Here is a 20659-nt window from a genome sequence, read left to right as displayed (position 1 = left end):
GGCTGCTCGCTATAGGTGTAGCGCCGACGCGACCGACAATTTCTAAGAATGAGAAGAAACGAGCAGCTTGGTGTTGTCGCCGCAGATTGCCTGAGGTAGCGTAGCCCGCAAGTGGAATATAATTCCGCAGAGTGGAACGGGACGGCGGCGCACATCGGGGCAATCCAACGGATTGGCTCCCCGCGGGATGCGTCGTCTTAAGGGAAACGCATCATGGGACGACGTTCGGAACGGCTCAGCAAACAAGGTATGCTCGCCAGCGACCTGGCAGGTGACGGCGATGTGATCCAGGTGGTCTCGCGCGCCTTTGATATTCTTCGCTGCTTCGAGGGCCATGATGCCCGACTCGGCAATCTCGAAATCTCCAATCGCTGCGGTCTGCCGCGCTCCACCGTATCGCGCCTGACTCACACGCTGACGCGTATGGGCCAGCTCGCTTATCTGCCGGGCGATCAGAAGTACCGCATCGGATCGAGCGCCGTCGCCATGAGCGCGTCGATGATGCGTGGCCTTCAGGTGCGCAACCTGATCCGCCTGCGCTTGCAGGAAGTGGCGGAGCAGGTGCCGGGCACCATCGGCTTCACAATCCCCGATCGTTTCCACATGGTTTATCTCGAATATGCCCGCGCTGAACACGCGCTCGGACTGCATTCGACCACCGGTAGCCGTATTGCCATGGGCCGGACTGCAGCCGGTCATGCCTACACCGCAGCGCTCGATGAAGACGTCGGCAATGCGTTGATCAACGATATCGCGCGTGAAATGCCCGAGGACGCCAAGATCCTGCGCGACAAGATCGTCGGGAATCGCGAATGTCTGCGTGATAACGGCTACGTTCTCGCAGGTGGCCTTTGGTCGCCGCATATCACCGGCATCGCTACGCCGATCTGGTCGCCGCAGTACCAGACCTATGTGGTTGTGACTATCGGGCTGCTTGCCGCGATGTATGACGAGCAGCGTCTGCGGGACGAGATCGCTCCCATCCTGCGTCAGCTCAGTAGTACGATCAGCATGATGGTTCAGAATGCAGATAGTGGTCTGACAAGCGCGCCTGTTCCAGATGCGCCTCCTGCGCCAACAACTCAGAAAAAAATACTCCCGGAGGGAATAAATGAACTGGAAGCCGGAACTCGACGACCTCGCCCGGCGCGAAGCCTTCGCGCGGGAGATGGGGGGCGCTGACAAGGTCAAGCGGCAGCATGACCAAGGCCGGCTCACGGTTCGTGAGCGTATCGACAAACTGATCGACGCAAAGAGTTTTCATGAGGTCGGCGCGATCTCCGGTGTCGGCGAGTATGATGCGTCGGGCGAACTGACAAATCTCACGCCAGCGAACTGTGTGTTCGGCCGCGGCAAGATCGATGGCCGTCCCGTTGTTGTTGTCGGTGACGATTTCACCGTGCGTGGGGGCTCTGCCGATGCGTCGATCTCCGCCAAGCCGCTGATGGCCGAGGAGATGGCCCACGAATTGCGGCTGCCGATCATTCGTGTAATCGAAGGTTCAGGCGGCGGCGGCTCTGTGAAAACAATCGAAACACGCGGCGCTGCCAATCTGCCAGGCGGTGTCGGCGGCACGCGTTCCTACTGGTACACGCTGGCCAATATGGCACAGGTGCCGGTAGTTGGATTGGGCCTCGGTTCAGTGGCCGGTCTTGGCGCGGCGCGGCTGGCCGCGAGCCACTATTCGGTGATGACCAAGAATTCGGCGATGTTTGTTGCTGGTCCTCCCGTTGTGGCGCGGCTCGGACAGTCGCTGGACAAGAAAGAGCTTGGCGGCTCGGATATTCAGACCCGTGCTGGCGGCGTCGATCATGCGGTTGAGACCGAGGAGGAGGCGTTCACCTGCGCGCGCCGCTTCCTGTCATATCTACCGTCCTCGGTTTACGGGTTGCCTCCGACAATCGAGTGCCATGACGATCCGGAGCGCGCCGAAGAATCGCTGCTGAATGCCGTGCCGCGCAATCGCCGGCAGGTCTACAAGATGCGCCCGATCATCGACGCCGTCGTCGACAAGGGCTCGTTCTTCGAGATGTCGGCCAATTTCGGCCGACCGATCATCACAGGCTTTGCGCGGCTCGAAGGCCGCGCGGTGCTGCTGCTCGCCAGCGATCCATTCCACTATGGCGGCTCTTGGACCGCGGAAGCGTGCCAGAAGGTGGTGCGTTTCGTCGACCTCGCCGAAACTTTCCATCTGCCCGTGGTCTATCTCATGGATTGTCCGGGCTTCATGATCGGGCTCGACGCGGAGAAGGCGGCGACCATCCGTCATGGCGTGCGCGCCATGGCCGCGGTCAATCAGACGACAGTGCCGTGGTGCACGATCATCATCCGCAATGCGTTCGGCGTCGCCGGTGTGGTCCATCAGCCCGCCAATCGCTTCTCGATGCGCTATGCATGGCCCTCGGCCTATTGGGGCTCTCTGCCGCTGGAGGGCGGCATCGAGGCAGCCTATCGCGCCGAGATCGACGCAGCAGAGGATCCCAAGGCCAAGCAGCAGGAGATCGAGGACCGCCTCAACAAGCTGCGCTCGCCATTCCGGTCGGCCGAGAAGTTCTGGGTCGAGGAAGTCATCAATCCGACGAAGACGCGTTCGCTGCTGTGTGAATTTGCGCGTCTCGCCGAGCCGCTCCGCACGGCGGGACCGTCACGGCTGGCGATGCGGCCGTAAGAGCTACGGCTTACATTCGCCGTAGCAAGATACTGGCGTTGACGCCGCCGAAACCGAAGCCGTTCGACATCGCGTGCTCGATGGACATCGGGCGCGCGTTGCCGCGGATCAGATCGATGCCTTCCGCCGCCGGATCGGGATTTTCGAGATTGAGCGTGGCCGGAGCGATCTGATCACGCAGGGCGAGAATCGCGTAGACCGCCTCCAATCCGCCGGCCGCACCGAGCAGGTGACCCGTGGCTGACTTGGTCGAACTCACAGCGACCCCGCCGTTCGTTCCGAAGATCGACTTGATCGCTTCGAGCTCGCCGTGATCGCCGACCGGCGTCGATGTCGCATGGGCGTTCAGATGCTGGACATCGGCAGGCGTGATGTTGGCTTGTGCCAGAGCGATATCCATCGCGCGTCTTGCGCCGTCGCCGTCCTCTCGACCAGCGGTCATATGGAACGCATCGGACGTCGTGCCATAGCCGATTAGTTCGGCGATAGGTTTGGCGCCGCGCGCCAAGGCATGGTCGCGTTCTTCGAGCACCACGACCCCGGCGCCTTCGCCCATCACAAAGCCGTCGCGGTCGCGATCGAACGGACGCGAGGCGCGCTCCGGATTGGCGACGAAGTCGGTGGAGAGTGCGCGAGCGGCGGCGAAGCCGCCGAGGCTGACGCGGTCGATGCACGCTTCGGCGCCGCCGGCGATGGCGACGTCCGCTTCGCCGGAGCGAATGAGACGTGCAGCGTCGCCGATCGCCTGCACACCGGCGGCGCAGGCTGTCACGGGTGCGCCGAGCGCGCCTTCGAAGCCGTAACGGATCGAGATATGACCGGCTGCGAGATTGACCAGGAATGAGGGCACAGTGAACGGCGACAGCCGGCGGATGCCCTTGGTGTCGGTGGTGCGGACCGCGTCGGCAATCGCCGGAAAGCCGCCGATGCCGGAGGCGATGATCGTGGCCGTGCGCTGGCGTTCTCGCGCATCCCTGGGCTGCCAGCCGGCCTGCGCGATGGCCTCATCGGCGGCCATCAGCGCAAACAGGATAAAGCGATCCATCTTCTTCTGATCCTTGCGCGCCGCCGCCTTGTCAGGATCGAAACCGCCTTCCGGATCGTTCGCGATGTCGGGCACCTGGCCGCCGACCTTGGCGGCGAGATCAGTGGTCATGGCTTCCGGTAACAGGCGGATGCCGGATTGACCGGCGAGCAACCGGGACCAGTTGATCTCGACGCCGCAACCGAGCGGCGACACCGCTCCCATCCCCGTAATTACAACGCGGCGCATGATGTATTCCCGTTCTGATATGAGTGACGAGCAGCCTGAATCCTGCGGGGATCAGGCGGTCGCGACCTTCTTGTCTTTTGAAATCGCCAGCACGATCAGCGCTGCAATAATACATAGCGCACCTGCCGCGAAAAAGGCAGGCAGATAGCTGAGCAGTACCGTGCGCGACAGGCCAGCGCCGAATGCCGCCGTTGCCGCGCCTAACTGATGGCCGGCGAAGATCCAGCCGAACACCAGACCCGCGCGTTCGGGACCGAACTTGGATGCGGTGAGGCGCACGGTCGGCGGCACGGTGGCGATCCAGTCCAGGCCATAGAACAGCGCGAAGAGCGACAGACCATAGAACGAGAAGTCGGTGAACGGCAACGCCAGCAGCGAGAGGCCACGCAGGCCATAATACCAGAACAGCAGGTAACGATTGTCATAGCGATCCGACAGCCAGCCCGATGCGATGGTGCCGACGAAATCGAACACGCCCATAGCCGCAAGCAGCCCGGCCGCCTGAATCTGCGGGATGCCGAAATCCAGGCACATTGGAATGAGGTGAACCTGAACCAATCCGTTTGTGCTGGCGCCACAGATGAAGAACGTGGCGAACAGGATCCAGAATACCTTCGTCTGGGCTGCATCGCGCAGCGCGCCAAGTGCCGCGGCCATTATCGGCGAGGTGTTTGGTGCCGGAGCCACCAGCGGTTCGGTGCCGGTATCTCCATAGGGGCGAATGCCAAGGTCGCTTGGACGATCGCGCATCACCAGCAGCACGCCGAGAGCGGCTACCGCCAGCATCACGCACATAAGCGCCAGTGCCCAGCGCCAGTTGCTGTGCTCGGTGATGCTGGCGAGGATCGGCAGGAAGATCAGCTGACCGGTCGCTGCGCTCGCTGTGAGGATGCCGACGACAAGACCACGGCGTGCGCTGAACCAGCGCGCTGCGACTGTAGCGCCGAGGACGAGCGCGGTCATGCCAGTGCCGATTCCGACTGCGACGCCCCAAAGCGCCATCAGTTGCCAGACCTGCGTCATCCCGAGGGACAATATGAGGCTTGCGGCGACAACGAGCAGGGCCATGAGCGTGACGTTCCGCAGACCGTAGCGGTTCATCAGTGCTGCTGCGAATGGCGCCATCAATCCAAACAATACGAAGCGGATCGACATGGCCGAGGAAATCTCGGCGGTGCTCCAGCCGAATTCTTTTTGTAGCGGCACGATGAACACGCCGGGCGCTCCCACCGCCGCGGCGCTGACAAGTGCTGTCACGAAGGTTACGGCGATCATCGCCCATCCATAGTGGATGTTACGGCGGGCGAGGGCAGTCGAGAGCCATCCGGAAATCATCGGTATTCCTGCAATCAATGAGAATGGACGTCGCGACGATCATCGCCGCGACGATCATAACTGGGAAAGGGGTATCAGTGAATGATGCGTTCGATGGCGATCGCAGTCGCTTCACCGCCGCCGATGCACAGCGCCGCGACGCCGCGTTGCAGGCCTCTGGCTTCGAGCGCGTGCAACAGCGTCACAATCAGCCGCGCGCCGGTCGCACCGATCGGATGGCCGAGGGCGCAGGCGCCACCATTGACATTGAGTTTGTCGCGGGGAATTCCGAGATCGCGTTGCGCGGCCATCGGCACCACGGCGAAGGCTTCATTGATCTCGAACAGGTCGACATCGCCGACGCTCCAGCCCACTTTATCGAGCAGCTTGCGGATCGCGGGGATTGGCGCGGTGGTGAACCACTGTGGCTCCTGGCTATGGGTGGCATGGCCGTGGATGACGGCGAGGGAGGGGAGACCGTCGCGGTCCACGAGAGATCGCTTGGCTAACACCAGAGCTGCCGCGCCGTCGGCATTGGCTGAGGAGGCCGCGGGCGTGATGGTGCCATTGCTGCGGAAGGCTGGCTTGAGATTGGGAATCTTGGCAGGATCGACCTTCAGGGGATGTTCGTCATTAGCGATTTCGCGCGAACCGGTCTTCTCGACGACGGTCAGCGGCGTTATTTCGGCCCTGAACGCGCCGCTCTCCACCGCCTTCCGCGCGCGGGTTAGCGTCTCAATCGCATAGGCGTCCTGATCTCCACGCGTGAACTGATAGGCCTCAGCGGTGGCTTCGCCGAAGTCACCCATCGAGCGGCCCACCTCATACGCATCCTCAAGCCCATCCATCAGCATGTGATCGATGATGCGATCATGGCCGACGCGGTAGCCGCCACGCGCCTTCTGCAGCAGATAGGGCGCATTGGTCATGCTCTCCATGCCGCCGGAGACGACGATCTCCGCAGATCCGGCATGGATAATGTCATGTGCCAGCATGGTGGCCTTCATGCCCGAGCCACAGACCTTGTTGATCGTGGTGGCTCCGGTCGCGTCCGGCAGTTTGGCGCCGCGTGCTGCCTGTCTCGCTGGAGCCTGGCCCTGGCCAGCCGGAAGCACGCAGCCCATGAAGACTTCATCGATGCGGTCGGGTGTCAGCTTGGCCCGTGCCACGGCGGCACCGATGACGTGGCTGCCGAGTTTGTGGCCCGAGAAAGACGACAGCTCGCCCTGGAAGCGGCCGAGCGGCGTGCGGGTTGCGGACACGATGACAACAGGATCGGAGGCGGGCATGACGGTGTTCCCTCGCGCAAGCGCGGATCATTAAGATGATACTCATCATATGATGCGTTGCGAGATATGCAACGCCGCCGAACCGAAATTTGTTGTGGCAAAAAATCTCGCGAGATGAGGGGGCTAGCGCTTGCGATTGATGAAGCCCTGCATCAGTCGCTGTGGCTCGCCGGTCAGATAGGCCTCGCCGAATACGCCGACGCTGAGATTGATCGATTCCTTCAACGGCAGTTCTTCCCACTGTTTCAGCAAGGCTTTTTGAGATCGCATGGCCTCGGGACCACACTCCAGTATGGAATCAATGGTCTTCTCGACTTCCGCATCGAGCGCGCCTTCGGCGGCGACCACGTCGACCAGACCCCAGTTCAGCGCTGTCGGTGCATCGATCGTGGCGGCGGTCATGATGAGCCAGCGCGCACGGCCCCAACCGATCAGGCGCGGCAGCAGAGCGGCGTGGATGACCGAAGGGATACCGACCCTGACCTCGGGCATGGCATATTTCGAGTCGTGCGCCGCGATACGGAAATCGCAGGCGGCAGCGAATTCCAACCCGCCGCCGAGACACCAGCCCGGGATGCGGGCGATCACCGGCGCGGGGAACGCGCGCGCGGCTTCGCAGAGGTCGCGCAGGCCAGAGATAAATTTCTCCGCGGAGGCCTGATCCAGCGTTGCCATTTCCTTGATATCGGCGCCGCCAATCATGCTCTTTTCGCTCTGACCGGCGATGACCAGCGCGCGAATGGAACGTTCCGTGGCCAATACCTCGATGCCCTCGCGAACGCCCTTGATTGCGGCTGAATTGAGAATATTGAGTGAGCCGGCATTGCAGATCGTCAGCCGAACTATACCTCGCGGGTCACGTTCGACGCCGCAGTGGGGATTGAGCATATGCATGAAATCGTCTCGTCCCTTGTGGCCGGCGTGGATCGCCGGTCTTGTCGTACCAATTCCGCGGCAAATTGCGTTGTTGTCAAGACCTGCGGCCAAACGCACGTTGCACGTGTGGAGCAGTGCAAGTAATATGATCGACATCATTTATTTCTCTTGAATGGACCGCTGATGCGCTATTCCAAGGAACACAAGCTTGAGACGCATGCGCGGATCGTGAAGAAGGCATCGGTGCGTCTGCGCGAAAAGGGCGCGCATGGCATCGGCGTGGCCGATCTCATGAAGGATGCGGGTCTCACCCATGGCGGCTTCTACGCGCATTTCGATTCGCGCGAAGCGCTGGTGATCGAAGCCTTCGCCTATGCGATGGACCGCTCGACTGATCGCTGGCGCCAATTGGCCGGCCAGGCGGCTCCGGACCAGCGTCTGGCAACGTTCGTGGCCTCCTATCTGTCGCCACAACACCGCGACAATCCCGGCCATGGCTGTGCTGTCCCGGCGCTCGGCGCGGAGATCGCCCGCGAAAGCCCGAAGACCCGCAAGGCCTTTGCAGCCAAGCTCGATCAGATGATCGAGATGATGTCCGAGCAATTTCACGGCGGACCGAGCAAGTCGGCGCGCAAACATGCGATGGCGGCGCTTGCCACCATGATGGGTAGCGTCGTGCTGGCCCGTGTCGCGGGCAATGGTGACTTGTCCGAGGAGCTCCTGAGCGCAGGCCGCGAAGCCGTTCTGGAGCGTGCTGCAGCGCCGAAGCCTGCGGCGTCCAAAGCTGCATCCCCCAAGACGACGCCGAGAAAGCCGACCGCGAAAAAGGCTGCGACCAAAGTTGCCTCCTCCGCCAGGAGCTGACGATGGAGGCGCCGCCTGGGACATTGTCGCTGCGGTGACATTTTGACGGGCGGCGAGCCCGCAATTTCGCAAATCCGCCGCGCGCGCAGGGCCTTTCCAAACACCAAAAAGCCTGATCAACATCGGGCCAAATTTGGCTTCCAGGAGGAAACGCATGCGCACGATCGGACATTTCATCGGCGGCCGTGAGGTCGAGGGCAAATCCGGACGTTTTGCTGACGTCTTCGAGCCGATGACCGGCGAGGTTCAGGCCAAGGTTGCACTGGCCAGCAAAGCGGAAATGCGCGCGGCTGTCCTCAACGCCGCCGAAGCGCAGGTCGCCTGGGGCAATACCAACCCGCAGCGCCGCGCCCGCGTGCTGATGAAGTTCCTCGAGATCGCCAATCGCGACTACGACAAACTGGCCGATTGCCTGGCGCGTGAGCATGGCAAAACCGTGCCTGACGCCAAGGGTGACATTCAGCGCGGCCTGGAAGTGATCGAATTCGCCTGTGGCATTCCACACCTGATGAAGGGCGAGTACACCGAAGGCGCCGGCCCGGGCATTGACATCTATTCAATGCGCCAAGCGCTCGGTGTCGTGGCCGGCATTACGCCGTTCAACTTCCCGGCGATGATTCCGATGTGGAAATTCGGCCCGGCGATCGCCTGCGGCAACGCTTTTATCCTCAAGCCGTCCGAGCGCGATCCGGGCGTGCCGATGATGCTCGCCGCATTGATGATCGAGGCCGGCTTGCCGCCGGGCATTTTGAACGTCGTCAATGGCGACAAGGAAGCCGTCGATGCGATCCTCGACGACGAAGACATCAAGGCCGTCGGCTTCGTCGGCTCGTCGCCGATCGCTCAGTACATCTACGAGCGCGCCGCTGCGACCGGCAAGCGCGCGCAGTGCTTTGGCGGCGCCAAGAACCACGCCATCATCATGCCCGATGCGGATATGGACCAGACCGTCGATGCGCTGATCGGCGCCGGCTACGGCTCGGCAGGCGAGCGCTGCATGGCGATCTCGGTGGCTGTGCCTGTCGGCAAGACGACTGCCGATCGCCTGATGGAAAAACTGATCCCGCGGGTGGAGAGCCTGAAGATCGGCACCTCCGTGGATCCGTCGGCCGACTTCGGCCCGCTGGTGACCAAGGAAGCCGTCGACCGCGTCAAGAACTACGTCGATATCGGCATCAAGGAAGGCGCCACGCTCGCCGTCGATGGCCGCGGCTTCAAGATGCAGGGCTACGAGAACGGCTTCTATATGGGTGGCTGTCTGTTCGACAATGTCACCAAGGACATGCGCATCTACAAGGAAGAGATCTTCGGGCCCGTGCTGTCGGTGGTGCGTGCCCACGATTACGAGGAAGCCCTCGCGCTGCCGTCGGATCATGACTACGGCAACGGTGTCGCAATCTTCACCCGCGACGGCGACGCAGCGCGCGACTTTGCCGCCAAGGTCAATGTCGGCATGGTCGGCATCAACGTGCCGATCCCGGTGCCGATCGCCTATTACACCTTCGGTGGCTGGAAGAAGTCCGGCTTCGGCGATCTCAACCAGCATGGTCCGGACTCGATCCGCTTCTACACCAAGACCAAGACGGTGACCGCGCGCTGGCCATCGGGCGTCAAGGAAGGTGCCGAGTTCTCGATCCCGTTGATGAAGTAAGACGATACAAGCGGCCCGGCGCACCTCACATGTGGTGAACCGGGCCGTTTCATTTTCCACTGATCACAAATCAACAAGAAGGGCGTGATGCAATTCGCTCTCGATGAGGAACAGACCGCCGTTCGCGACATGGCGCGCGAATTTGCTGCGGAAAAGATCGCTCCCTTTGCGCTTAAATGGGACGAGGAGAAGCATTTTCCCAAAGAGGTGATGCGCGAGGCCGCATTGCTCGGCATGGGCGGCATCTACATCCGTGACGATGTGGGCGGCTCGGCGCTGACACGTTTCGATGCCGCGCTGATCTTCGAAGCGCTGGCGACCGGTTGCCCAACCACCTCGGCCTTCATCTCGATCCACAACATGGCGTCGTGGATGATCGACTCCTATGGGAATGAGACACAGCGCCAGAAGTGGCTGCCGCGTCTCTGCACGATGGAGCTGCTGGCGAGCTATTGTCTGACTGAACCGGGCTCGGGATCGGACGCAGCGGCGCTGCGCACCCGCGCCGTCGTCGATGGCGATCATTACGTTCTCAATGGCCAGAAACAGTTCATCTCCGGCGCTGGCGATACCGACGTCTATGTCGTGATGGTCCGCACCGGTGGCGAGGGCGCCGGTGGCGTCTCCACCATCGTGGTGGAAGCCGGCACGCCCGGTCTGTCGTTCGGCAATAACGAACGCAAGATGGGCTGGAACGCGCAATCAACCCGCGCGGTGATCTTCGAAAATTGCCGTGTGCCGATCGCCAACCGACTCGGAGACGAAGGCATCGGCTTCAAGATCGCCATGGCCGGCCTCGACGGCGGCCGCCTCAACATTGCAGCGTGTTCGCTCGGTGGCGCGCAGTCTGCACTCGACAAATCGCTCAGCTACATGAAAGAGCGCAAGGCGTTCGGCAAACGGCTCGATGAATTCCAGGCGCTGCAGTTTCGTATCGCCGACATGGCGACCGAACTGGAAGCCGCACGTACCTTCCTGTGGCGGGCGGCGGCGGCACTCGACCGCAAGGATGCCGATGCCGGCATGCTCTGTGCGATGGCCAAGCGCTTTGGCACCGATATCGGTTTCGAGGTCGCCAACGATGCGTTGCAACTGCATGGCGGCTACGGCTATCTCGCCGAATACGGTATCGAGAAGATCGTGCGTGATTTGCGGGTGCACCAGATCCTTGAGGGCACCAATGAAATCATGCGGCTGATCGTGTCGCGCAAGTTGATCGAGGGCGCACGATGAGTTCGGACGTAATGGCCGAGACCGGCGACCTGATTGTAGCTCGCGAAGGCGCAGCCGGTGTGATCCGTCTGAACCGTCCGAAGGCGCTGAATGCCCTGACGCTGGAGATGACCCGCGAAATCGCCACGGCGCTCGATGCATTCGAGGCAGATCCGAAGGTCGCATTGATCATTCTCGAAGGTGCTGGCGAGCGCGGATTGTGTGCCGGCGGCGACATCCGTGGTCTCTATGAGAGCGCCAAGGTGAAAGGCGATCTTGGGAAGATCTTCTGGCGTGAGGAATACATCGTCAACGCACGGATCGCGAAATTCCCGAAGCCCTATGTGGCCTATATGGATGGCTTCGTGATGGGTGGCGGCGTCGGTCTCGCCGGTCATGCCAGCCATCGCATCGTCACGGAGAAGACGAGGATGGCGATGCCGGAAGTCGGTCTTGGCTTCTTTCCTGACGTCGGCGGCACCTGGCTGCTGTCGCGCGCGCCGGGCGAACTCGGCGCTTATTTCGGTCTGACCGGACTGACGGCAAATGGTGCCGATGCGCTTGCTGCACATATGGCGGACGTCCTGATCGATACCGTCAATTGGCCGACATTGCGCGAGGCGCTGACAAAGCTGTCGGCGGGCGCCGATGCAGCGTCGGTGATGACGACACTCAAGAAGTTTGCAGCTCCGGAACAAACCGGTCCTGTCACGGCGCAGCGTGCGCTGATCGATCGCGCTTTCGCCCATGACAGCGTCGAGGAGATTGCGGCTGCGCTTGAGCAGAACGGTTCGGATTTCGCGCTGAAGACGCTCAAGGCCATGTCCGACAAGTCGCCGCGGGGGCTCAAGGTTACCCTGAAGCTGCTGCGGCTCGCGCGCGCGTCGAATTCGCTCGAGGAATGTCTGTCGCGCGAATATCTCGCGGCGCTCGAAGTGTTCGACAGCCAAGACTTCGTCGAAGGTGTGCGTGCGGCGATCATCGACAAGGACCGCAATCCGAAATGGCAGCCGCCGGATCTCAAGGGCGTGACGCCGGAGATAGTCGCGCGCTATCTGGCCAAACGGGATGTTGAGCTGACCTTCTGAAGGTCGAGCGTTCTGAACGAAAGTTGGATTTCGCCGTTTTCATCAGGCTTTAAAGACAAACAAACGATCACGAGGGCAGGACATGACCAGCATTGCATTCATCGGTCTCGGCAATATGGGTGGCCCGATGGCCGCCAATCTGGTCAAGGCGGGCCACAAGGTCACCGGTTTCGACCTCGTTGAGGCGTCCCGCGCGCAGGCCAAGGCTGATGGGCTGACCATCGCTGACAAGGCGGTCGATGCCGTGAAAGGTGCCGAGGTCATCATCACCATGTTGCCGGCCGGCAAGCACGTAGTCTCGGTCTGGAGCGAGGTCATTCCCGCAGCAAGCAAAGGCGCACTGCTGATCGACTGCTCGACCATCGACGTGGAGAGCGCCCGCAAGGCGCATGAACTGGCGGCTGCGCAGAAGCTGCCATCGATCGATGCGCCCGTCTCTGGAGGCACCGGCGGCGCCAAGGGCGCGACGCTGACCTTCATGGCCGGTGGCGATGCCAAGGCGTTCGCGTCAGCCAAGCCGATCCTCGAAGCCATGGGCAAAAAGATCGTCCATTGCGGCGATGCCGGCGCGGGGCAGGCGGCGAAGATCTGCAACAACATGATCCTCGGCATCTCGATGATCGGCGTCAGCGAGGCTTTCGTGCTCGCCGAGAAGCTCGGCCTGTCGCATCAGGCGCTGTTCGATGTGGCCTCGACCTCGTCGGGCCAGTGCTGGTCGCTGACCACCTATTGCCCGGTGCCCGGACCCGTGCCGACATCGCCGGCCAACAATGAATACAAGCCGGGCTTTGCCGCGGCGCTGATGCTCAAGGATCTCAGGCTGTCGCAGGAAGCCGCCAAGGCCGCCGGCGCCAAGACGCCGCTCGGAGCGCATGCCGAGAGCATCTATGAGACCTATGAGAAGGAAGGTCACGGCGGAGATGACTTCTCCGGGATCATTCATCACCTTAGGCATTTGATGCCGAAATAGCGGAGGGCGTTGGCATGACGACGTTCAAGCAAGCCCGCGCCTTCCTCCTCGAACATCGCACCGACTACGACACAGCCGTTGCCGGCTTTCGCTGGCCAGATCCGGTCGATTTCAACTGGGCGCTTGATTGGTTCGATGCCGAACTCGCCAGCGATCCCGCGAGCAAGGCAGGCACGGCGCTGTGGATCGTCGATGCTGCTGCCAATCGCGAAACGAAACTGTCGTTCGAGACGCTGTCACGGCGCTCCAATCAGGTCGCGAATTTCCTGCGCGCACAGGGGCTGAAGCGCGGCGATCATCTGTTGCTGCTGCTCGGCAATGTGGTGCCGCTGTGGGAGACCATGCTGGCAGCGATCAAGCTGGGCGTTGTCATCATTCCCGCGACCACGTTGCTGACGCCGGATGAATTGCAGGATCGGCTCGATCGCGGGCGTGCAAAGACGGTGGTGGCCTCGCAGGATCAGGTCGCGAAATTCGCGGGCCTGCACGGCGTCAGTGATCTGGTCCGCATTGTTGTTGGCACAAAGCAGGATGGTTGGCTCGCTTTCGAGAGTGCTGCCGATTTCCCCGAGACGTTTACGCCGGATGGCGCGACCAGAGCCGACGATCCCATGCTGCTCTATTTCACCTCTGGCACGACGGCCAAGCCCAAGCTGGTGCGGCATAGCCAGCGCAGCTATCCGGTCGGTGGGCTCTCGACCATGTTCTGGATCGGGCTGCAACCGGGCGACATCCATCTGAACATCTCTTCACCGGGCTGGGCCAAGCACGCCTGGAGCTGTTTCTTCGCGCCGTGGAACGCCGGCGCGACTGTGTTTGTGGTCAACCAACCGCGCTTCGACGCCAAGGGCCTGCTTGCCACCATCGGCCGTTGTGGCGTGAGCACGCTCTGCGCGCCGCCGACGGTGTGGCGGCTGTTCATTCAGGAGAAGCTCGCCACCTTCAAGGTGGCGCTGCGCGAAGTCTGCGGTGCCGGCGAGCCGCTCAACCCGGAAGTCATCGATCAGGTGAAGAGCGCCTGGGGCCTGACTATTCGCGACGGCTACGGCCAGACCGAGACCACCGCACTGGCCGGCAATTCGCCGGGGCAGGCCGTCAAGGTCGGCTCCATGGGCCGGCCGCTGCCGGGCTACAACGTGCGCGTCATCGATGCTGACGGCAATCCGGCCAAGGAGGGCGAGGTCAGCCTGCTGCTCGGCGCCGATCGTCCTGCAGGGCTGATGCAGGGCTATCAGGCCGATGACGGCAGCGTCAGCGGCGCGAGCGGCGACGCCTATCGCAGCGGTGACGTGGTGTTTGTCGATGACGACGGCTATCTCACTTTTGTCGGCCGCTCCGACGACGTGTTCAAATCGTCGGACTATCGCATCAGCCCGTTCGAACTGGAGAGCATCCTGCTTGAACATGACGCCGTGGCTGAAGCCGCCATTGTGCCGAGCCCCGATCCGATCCGCCTGGCCATCCCCAAGGCCTATGTGCTGCTGGTCGGCGATGCCAAGCCGTCGGCGGAGACGGCTTTGTCTATCTACGAGCATCTGCAGGTCCGGCTGGCGCCGTTCAAGCGCATCCGACGTATCGAATTCGTCAGTGAATTGCCGAAGACGATTTCGGGCAAGATTCGCAGGGTCCATCTGCGCCGGCTCGAACATGCCAACGATCGCAACGATCCACTCCGCGGCGTCGAGTTTCGCGAAGAAGATTTCCCGCAATTGCAGACCGCCCGTGCGGCGGGTACGCCCGATTCGGAGCGGTAATTTGGCGCGCTTTGCATGGCTGCAGCGCACAATTTCGCTTGGCTGTGGCCTGCCTGTTGTGGAATGTGCGCGCAAACAATGAGGATTGAATGAGCGTGTTGATCGAACGTGATGCCTATATCGCCATGGTGGGCAAGGACGTCGGCGTGTCGCCTTGGCATGTCATGGACCAGAAGCGCATTGATGCGTTCGCCGCGGCGACGGAGGATTTTCAGTTCATCCATGTCGATCCCGCGCGTGCGGCAGCGACGCCGTTCGGCTCGACCATCGCGCACGGCTTTCTGACCATGTCGATGCTCTCGGTGTTCTCCTACGAGGCGTTGCCGCAGCTCGCCGACGTCGCCATGGGCGTCAATTACGGTACCGACAAGATTCGCTTCGTGTCGCCGGTCAAAGCTGGGTCGCGCATCCGCGGCCGCTTCACGTTGACCGAGGCGACATTGCGCAAGCCGAAGGAATTGTTCACACGCACTGCCGTGAGCGTCGAGATCGAAGGCGAGAGCAAGCCGGCATTGGTCGCCGACTGGCTCGGCCTTGTCTATTTCAATTGAGGAGCATGCATCATGACCATCAGGTTTGACGGCCGCGTCGCCATCGTCACCGGCGCCGGTAATGGACTGGGCCGCGCCCATGCGCTCGGCCTCGCGAAGCTCGGTGCCAAGGTCGTCGTCAACGATTTCGGCGGTGCGCGCGATGGTACCGGCGGTTCGCTGACTGCAGCGGAAACTGTGGTCGAGGAAATCCGCGCGGCCGGCGGCACGGCGATGGCCGATGGCGCGGATGTGTCGAATTTCGAACAGGTCACGGCGATGGTCCACAAGGCCACCAAGGATTGGGGCAGCGTCGATCTGATGTGTGCCAATGCCGGCATCCTCCGTGACAAGTCGTTCGCCAAGATGGAGGTCGCCGATTTTGCCAAGGTATTGGACGTGCATCTCACCGGCACCTTCTACTGCTGCAAGGCCGTGTGGGAAGGCATGCGCGCGCGCAATTACGGCCGTATCGTTCTCACCACGTCGTCGTCGGGTCTGTACGGCAATTTCGGCCAGGCCAATTATGGTGCTGCCAAGACCGGCATGGTCGGCCTGATGAATGTGCTCGCCGAGGAAGGCCGCAAGACTGATATCCGCGTCAACATCGTGTCGCCGACGGCGGCCACGCGGATGACCGAGGAACTCCTGCCGGCGCAGGCACTGCAACTGATGAAGCCCGAGGCGATCACGCCGGCAGTCGAATATCTGCTGAGCGAAAATGCGCCGACCAAGACGATCATGGGTGCCGGTGCAGGCTCCTTTGCAGTCATCAGGATTCTGGAAAGCGAAGGTGTCAATTTCGCTGAAGCTGACTGGAGCCCGGACACGATTGCCGCGCATTTCGCGGAGATTAGTGATATGTCCAAAGCCAAGGCGCTGGACGGCGCTTTCCACCAGACCCAGAAGTATGTCGAGCAGGCTGCCACACGATTGGGCGTGAAAGCCTGATCGCTTGCTTCATCACCGCGTGTGACCGTGACTGAGCCTGTGAAGAACCAAGTTGCGGTCATTGGCGCAGGTCCTGCGGGGCTGATGGCGGCCGAGGTTCTCAGCCGTGGCGGCGCTGCCGTCACGGTCTATGATGCGATGCCGTCGGCTGGCCGCAAGTTCCTGATGGCCGGACGCGGCGGGCTCAATCTCACCCATAGCGAGCCGTTGCCGGAATTCCTTAAGCGCTATGGCGCAGCAGAGGCCCGGCTTGCGCCGTCGATCGCGGCTTTTACACCGACGGCTTTGCGTGAGTGGAGCGACGCGCTGGGGCAGCCGACCTTTGTCGGCTCCAGCGGCCGGGTGTTTCCTCAGGCCTTCAAGGCATCGCCGCTGCTGCGTGCGTGGTTGCGGCGGCTGGACGAGAGCGGCGTGCGGTTTGCCTTTCGTCAGCGCTGGACCGGATGGGACGGCGAAGGTCGTTTGACATTTCAGACTCCGAACGGCGCGCAGGCGATCGCCTCCGAGAGTGCTGTGCTGGCACTTGGCGGTGCAAGCTGGCCGCGGCTTGGCTCTGACGGTGCATGGGTCGATGAGCTGGCTGCAAGGGGCGTCAGCGTCGCGCCGCTGCGGCCGGCGAATTCCGGTTTTACGGTCGCGTGGTCGGAAATCTTCAAGGACCGTTTCGAAGGCCAGCCGCTGAAGAGCGTTGCGCTGTCATTCGGTGCACACAGGGTGCGCGGCGAGGCGATGGTGACGCGCGCCGGCATTGAGGGCGGCGGCATCTATGCGCTGTCGTCGGTGTTGCGTGAGGCCGTCATCGCGGACGGCAAGGCTACGCTGAAGATTGCTCTGCGACCCGATCTCGACGCGGGCGAACTGGCAGCGAAGCTGGCGGCTTCGCGCGGCAAGCAGTCGTTCTCCAATTTCCTGCGCAAGGCTATCCATCTGTCGCCGGTGGCGATTGGGTTGTTGCAGGAAGTCGCCGTCGCGGAGGGGCTTCAACTGGCGTCGCTCTCGCCGGAGAAATTGGCGACGCTGATCAATGCCGTGCCGGTGACGCTCAATGGCGTTGCGCCCATCGCGCGCGCGATTTCGACGGCTGGAGGTATCTCGTTCGATGAGGTCGACGACGCCTTCATGCTGAAGCGCTTGCCCGGGACTTTCGTCGCGGGCGAGATGCTGGACTGGGAAGCGCCGACCGGCGGCTATCTGCTGCAGGCATCGTTTGCGACGGGCGCAGCGGCCGGTGAGGGTATACTGCGCTGGCTGGCGCGCTAGCGCAGTTTGCCGCGCGCGGCGATCGGCAGCGTGCCGATGATCTCGTCACCGCGCACCATCACCACTTCATCGAACATGTTGACGACCACGCAGACATGGTTCGGCACGATGCGAACGACGTCACCGACATTCGGGCGGGTGTTGCTGCGTCCGAGATCGAGGAAGCCGTGCTCCTCGGCGAAGCGCGCGATCTTCGCCTCGGGGTGTTCAAGGATCAGGCCGTAGCCATCGAGGCCGCCGGTGTCGGGCGTCAGCGTCTTTGAGCCGGCATCGAGAATACCGCGTTCCGGGCCGGCGCGGCTGACCACGGTCGAATAGACGTTGAGAGCGCAGTCGTCCCAGGTGGCGGAGCCGGCGGCGACCTGCATCCGGTCGTTGTAGACATAGGTGCCGAAGCGATGTTCGGTGGCGCCTTTCAGCTTGCCGACATTGGCGAGGTTCGGTGTGCCGCCAGTGGAGACGATGGTCGGCTCAAGGCCAAGCGCGCGAACGCCGGCCAGTGCTTCATCGTAGAATTTCTGAGCGTCGGGCCAGCCGGTTTCGGTCGGATACAGCATGAAGCCCGCGAAATTCAGACCCTTCGAGGCGGCTATCTCCTTAGCGAGCGCAATCGCCTCGGCGGGTGTCTCGACGCCGGCGCGCTTGCGGCCGGTATCGCATTCGACGACGACGTTGACATTGCGGCCGGACAGCGCCGCGGCTTTCGGCAGGTCGCCGATGACAACAGAATTGTCGGCAGCCACGGTGACATTGGCTTTTGCCTGCAGTGCGCCGAGCCGCGCCATCTTCTCGTCGCCGAGCAGGTTGTAGCTGATCAGGATGTCGTCGATCCCGGCATCGGCCATGATCTCGGCCTCACCAAGCTTCTGGCAGGTGATGCCTTTGGCGCCCGCCTCGATCTGCATCTTCGCGATCACCGGGCTCTTATGCGTCTTGATATGCGGCCGGTTGGCAACGCCGGCATCGTCGCAGATCTTCTGGATACGCGCGATGTTGCGCTCGACGCGGTCCATGTCGATAACGAGGGCAGGCGTGCCGTAGTCGCGGGCAATCTTGGCGGCGAGCGATGTGGTCATTTTGTTATTCTCCTGCGCGTGTTCTGATCGCAAAACCGGCTCCCACTTTTGCGGAACACGCGCTATGCGTTCTCGATCTCTTCGCGGAGCATTTCCAGCTCCAGCCATTGCTCTTCCGAGTCCTGCAAGTCCTTCTGCGCCTTCGAGAGTGCAGCGGTTGCGGTATCGAACTTCTTGCGATCCTTCTTGTAGAGATTGGGATCGTCGAGATGGCGCTGCTGCTTGGCGATTTCGGACCGCAGGTTGTCCATCGCCTTCGGCAGGGTTTCCAGCGCGTGCTTGTCCTTGAAGTTCAGCTTGCGCTTGGCGGCAGGCTTGGACGAGTCCGACTTGCCGTTGCCGTTGCTTCTGGCGGCAACGGCCTCGGTCTTCGCCTCGCGCTTCAGATCGGCGCCGCGCTGCGCCAGCATGTCTGTATAGCCGCCGGCATATTCCATCCACTTGCCGTCGCCTTCCGGCACGATCACTGAGGTGACGACGCGGTCGAGGAAGTCGCGGTCATGGCTGATCAGGATCACGGTGCCCGGATAGTCGCTGAGCATTTCCTCGAGCACGTCGAGGGTTTCGAGATCGAGATCGTTGGTCGGTTCGTCCAGCACAAGCACGTTGGACGGCTTGGCCAGCGCGCGCGCCAGCATCAGGCGGCCGCGTTCACCACCGGACAGCACTTCGAGCGGCGTGCGCATCTGCTCCTGGCCGAACAGGAAGTCCTTCATGTAGCCGACCACATGCTTGGGCTGGCCGTTGACCATCACGTGGTCGCCGCGTCCGCCCGTCAGCGCTTCCGCCAGCGTGGTCTTCGGGTTGAGGCTTTCGCGATGCTGGTCCAGCGTCGCCATCTCGATATTGGCGCCGAAGCGGACGGTGCCGGAATCCGGCGGTTCGGCGCCGGTCAGCATGTTGATCATCGTGGTCTTGCCCGCACCGTTCGGACCGACCACACCGATGCGATCGCCACGCTGCACCCGGATCGAGAAGTCATCGACGATCTTGCGGTCGCCGTAAGTGCGCGAGATGTTCTTGGCCTCGAAGATCAGCTTGCCGGACTTTTCGGCTTCGGCAGCGGCGAGCGATGCATTGCCGGTGGCGCCGCGATAATCGCGGCGCTGCGCGCGCAACTCGTGCAAGCCGGCGAGGCGCTTGACGTTGCGCTTGCGGCGGCCGGAGACGCCGTGGCGCAGCCAGTGTTCTTCATTGACGATCTTGCGGTCGAGTTTGTGCTGGTCGCGCTCTTCCTCGGCGAGCACGTCGTCGCGCCACTCCTCGAACGCGCTGAAGCCCTTGTCGATCTGGCGGATTTGGCCGCGGTCGAGCCAGGCGGTCGAGCGCGACAGATTGCTGAGGAAGCGGCGGTCATGGCTGATCAGCACCAGCGCACAACGACGACTCGCCAGTTCGCCTTCGAGCCACTCGATCGTCGTCAGATCGAGATGGTTGGTCGGTTCGTCGAGCAGCAGGATGTCGGGCTCGGGCGCCAGCACGCGGGCCAGCGCCGTCCGGCGCGCTTCACCGCCTGAGAGATTGTTCGGATCTTCGTGGCCGGTGAGGCCGAGTTGCTCGAGCAGATACTGCGCCTGGTAGATGTTGTCGCCGTCATGCATGCCGGCTTCGACATAAGCGAGTGTCGTCGCATAGCCGGAGAAGTCCGGCTCCTGCGGCAGATATTGCACGGTGGCGCCGGGCTGCACGAAGCGGCTGCCCTTGTCGTTGTCGACAATGCCGGCAACGATCTTCAGGAGCGTCGATTTGCCGGAGCCGTTGCGGCCGATCAGGCAGACGCGCTCGCCCTGCGACACCGAGAGTTCGACGCCGTCGAGCAGCGGCGTGCCACCGAAAGTCAGAAAGATATCTTTGAGCTGGATAAGCGGAGGAGCCATAAGGTC

Annotated in this window: 17 protein-coding genes; 11 read left to right on the top strand and 6 right to left on the bottom strand. The window is 62.4% G+C overall.

Annotated elements, in window-relative coordinates:
- Positions 1–213: 213 nt before the first annotated feature.
- Positions 214–1182: an IclR family transcriptional regulator gene (locus tag CIW50_RS07825; protein WP_149530713.1), complete on the top strand. Its 969-nt coding sequence runs from the start codon at positions 214–216 to the stop codon at positions 1180–1182.
- Positions 1112–2668 (top strand): acyl-CoA carboxylase subunit beta, encoded by a 1557-nt coding sequence (locus CIW50_RS07820; RefSeq protein WP_149530712.1) that lies wholly within the window; start codon positions 1112–1114, stop codon positions 2666–2668. Before CIW50_RS07825 ends, CIW50_RS07820 begins: the two co-directional genes overlap by 71 nt.
- 10 nt (positions 2669–2678) lie before the next feature.
- On the opposite strand, the gene fabF is transcribed toward CIW50_RS07820, so the two are convergent.
- The 4 genes from fabF to CIW50_RS07800 all read right to left on the bottom strand — a co-directional run bounded on the left by fabF (position 2679) and on the right by CIW50_RS07800 (position 7438).
- A complete protein-coding gene (gene fabF, locus CIW50_RS07815; protein ID WP_149530711.1) occupies positions 2679–3941 on the bottom strand; it encodes a beta-ketoacyl-ACP synthase II in 1263 nt (420 codons plus the stop codon).
- A gap of 51 nt (positions 3942–3992) precedes the next feature.
- Positions 3993–5276 (bottom strand): MFS transporter, encoded by a 1284-nt coding sequence (locus tag CIW50_RS07810; protein ID WP_149530710.1) that lies wholly within the window; start codon positions 5274–5276, stop codon positions 3993–3995.
- Positions 5277–5350: 74 nt separating this feature from the next.
- On the bottom strand, positions 5351–6544 hold the full coding sequence (locus tag CIW50_RS07805) for an acetyl-CoA C-acyltransferase (protein WP_149530709.1): 1194 nt from the start codon (positions 6542–6544) through the stop codon (positions 5351–5353).
- 123 nt (positions 6545–6667) lie between these two features.
- On the bottom strand, positions 6668–7438 hold the full coding sequence (locus CIW50_RS07800; protein WP_149530708.1) for an enoyl-CoA hydratase: 771 nt from the start codon (positions 7436–7438) through the stop codon (positions 6668–6670).
- Between the two features lie 165 nt (positions 7439–7603).
- Between CIW50_RS07800 and CIW50_RS07795 the strand changes: the two genes are divergently transcribed.
- The 9 genes from CIW50_RS07795 (at position 7604) to CIW50_RS07755 (ending at position 17700) form a co-directional block, all read left to right on the top strand.
- The gene (locus CIW50_RS07795; protein ID WP_149530707.1) at positions 7604–8284 is read left to right on the top strand and encodes a TetR/AcrR family transcriptional regulator; all 681 of its coding nucleotides are present in this window, start codon (positions 7604–7606) and stop codon (positions 8282–8284) included.
- Between the two features lie 154 nt (positions 8285–8438).
- Positions 8439–9935, top strand: a complete 1497-nt coding sequence (locus CIW50_RS07790; RefSeq protein ID WP_149530706.1) for a CoA-acylating methylmalonate-semialdehyde dehydrogenase — start codon at positions 8439–8441, stop codon at positions 9933–9935.
- Between the two features lie 87 nt (positions 9936–10022).
- Positions 10023–11168, top strand: a complete 1146-nt coding sequence (locus CIW50_RS07785; protein ID WP_149530705.1) for an isobutyryl-CoA dehydrogenase — start codon at positions 10023–10025, stop codon at positions 11166–11168.
- Positions 11165–12235, top strand: a complete 1071-nt coding sequence (locus tag CIW50_RS07780; protein WP_246664193.1) for an enoyl-CoA hydratase/isomerase family protein — start codon at positions 11165–11167, stop codon at positions 12233–12235. Before CIW50_RS07785 ends, CIW50_RS07780 begins: the two co-directional genes overlap by 4 nt.
- Before the next feature lie 82 nt (positions 12236–12317).
- Positions 12318–13205 (top strand): 3-hydroxyisobutyrate dehydrogenase, encoded by an 888-nt coding sequence (mmsB, locus tag CIW50_RS07775; protein ID WP_149530704.1) that lies wholly within the window; start codon positions 12318–12320, stop codon positions 13203–13205.
- A gap of 14 nt (positions 13206–13219) precedes the next feature.
- On the top strand, positions 13220–14959 hold the full coding sequence (locus CIW50_RS07770) for an AMP-binding protein (protein WP_149530703.1): 1740 nt from the start codon (positions 13220–13222) through the stop codon (positions 14957–14959).
- A gap of 89 nt (positions 14960–15048) precedes the next feature.
- Entirely contained in the window at positions 15049–15510 is a 462-nt protein-coding gene (locus CIW50_RS07765; protein WP_149530702.1) for a MaoC family dehydratase, read from the top strand.
- 12 nt (positions 15511–15522) lie between these two features.
- Positions 15523–16440, top strand: a complete 918-nt coding sequence (locus CIW50_RS07760; protein WP_149530701.1) for an SDR family NAD(P)-dependent oxidoreductase — start codon at positions 15523–15525, stop codon at positions 16438–16440.
- A gap of 39 nt (positions 16441–16479) precedes the next feature.
- On the top strand, positions 16480–17700 hold the full coding sequence (locus CIW50_RS07755; protein WP_502707395.1) for a BaiN/RdsA family NAD(P)/FAD-dependent oxidoreductase: 1221 nt from the start codon (positions 16480–16482) through the stop codon (positions 17698–17700).
- Here the strand turns inward: CIW50_RS07755 and CIW50_RS07750 are convergent.
- Entirely contained in the window at positions 17697–18776 is a 1080-nt protein-coding gene (locus tag CIW50_RS07750) for a D-TA family PLP-dependent enzyme (RefSeq protein WP_149530699.1), read from the bottom strand. The genes CIW50_RS07755 and CIW50_RS07750 overlap by 4 nt on opposite strands.
- Before the next feature lie 62 nt (positions 18777–18838).
- On the bottom strand, positions 18839–20653 hold the full coding sequence (locus tag CIW50_RS07745) for an ABC-F family ATP-binding cassette domain-containing protein (RefSeq protein WP_149530698.1): 1815 nt from the start codon (positions 20651–20653) through the stop codon (positions 18839–18841).
- Positions 20654–20659: the final 6 nt, after the last annotated feature.

This window comes from Tardiphaga sp. P9-11, assembly GCF_008329525.1.
Lineage (GTDB): Bacteria > Pseudomonadota > Alphaproteobacteria > Rhizobiales > Xanthobacteraceae > Tardiphaga.
This window is presented reverse-complemented; position numbering and strand designations above follow the sequence as displayed.

Bases quoted from the DNA above. Each gene is read 5' to 3' on its own strand.
- CIW50_RS07790 (WP_149530706.1), top strand. From the start codon at position 8,439: ATGCGCACGATCGGACATTTCATCGGCGGCCGTGAGGTCGAGGGCAAA.
- CIW50_RS07825 (WP_149530713.1), top strand. From the start codon at position 214: ATGGGACGACGTTCGGAACGGCTCAGCAAACAAGGTATGCTCGCCAGC.
- CIW50_RS07745 (WP_149530698.1), bottom strand. From the start codon at position 20,653: ATGGCTCCTCCGCTTATCCAGCTCAAAGATATCTTTCTGACTTTCGGT.
- CIW50_RS07765 (WP_149530702.1), top strand. From the start codon at position 15,049: ATGAGCGTGTTGATCGAACGTGATGCCTATATCGCCATGGTGGGCAAG.
- CIW50_RS07810 (WP_149530710.1), bottom strand. From the start codon at position 5,276: ATGATTTCCGGATGGCTCTCGACTGCCCTCGCCCGCCGTAACATCCAC.
- CIW50_RS07760 (WP_149530701.1), top strand. From the start codon at position 15,523: ATGACCATCAGGTTTGACGGCCGCGTCGCCATCGTCACCGGCGCCGGT.
- CIW50_RS07780 (WP_246664193.1), top strand. From the start codon at position 11,165: ATGAGTTCGGACGTAATGGCCGAGACCGGCGACCTGATTGTAGCTCGC.
- CIW50_RS07800 (WP_149530708.1), bottom strand. From the start codon at position 7,438: ATGCATATGCTCAATCCCCACTGCGGCGTCGAACGTGACCCGCGAGGT.
- CIW50_RS07795 (WP_149530707.1), top strand. From the start codon at position 7,604: ATGCGCTATTCCAAGGAACACAAGCTTGAGACGCATGCGCGGATCGTG.
- CIW50_RS07820 (WP_149530712.1), top strand. From the start codon at position 1,112: ATGAACTGGAAGCCGGAACTCGACGACCTCGCCCGGCGCGAAGCCTTC.
- mmsB (WP_149530704.1), top strand. From the start codon at position 12,318: ATGACCAGCATTGCATTCATCGGTCTCGGCAATATGGGTGGCCCGATG.
- CIW50_RS07805 (WP_149530709.1), bottom strand. From the start codon at position 6,544: ATGCCCGCCTCCGATCCTGTTGTCATCGTGTCCGCAACCCGCACGCCG.
- CIW50_RS07750 (WP_149530699.1), bottom strand. From the start codon at position 18,776: ATGACCACATCGCTCGCCGCCAAGATTGCCCGCGACTACGGCACGCCT.
- fabF (WP_149530711.1), bottom strand. From the start codon at position 3,941: ATGCGCCGCGTTGTAATTACGGGGATGGGAGCGGTGTCGCCGCTCGGT.
- CIW50_RS07785 (WP_149530705.1), top strand. From the start codon at position 10,023: ATGCAATTCGCTCTCGATGAGGAACAGACCGCCGTTCGCGACATGGCG.
- CIW50_RS07770 (WP_149530703.1), top strand. From the start codon at position 13,220: ATGACGACGTTCAAGCAAGCCCGCGCCTTCCTCCTCGAACATCGCACC.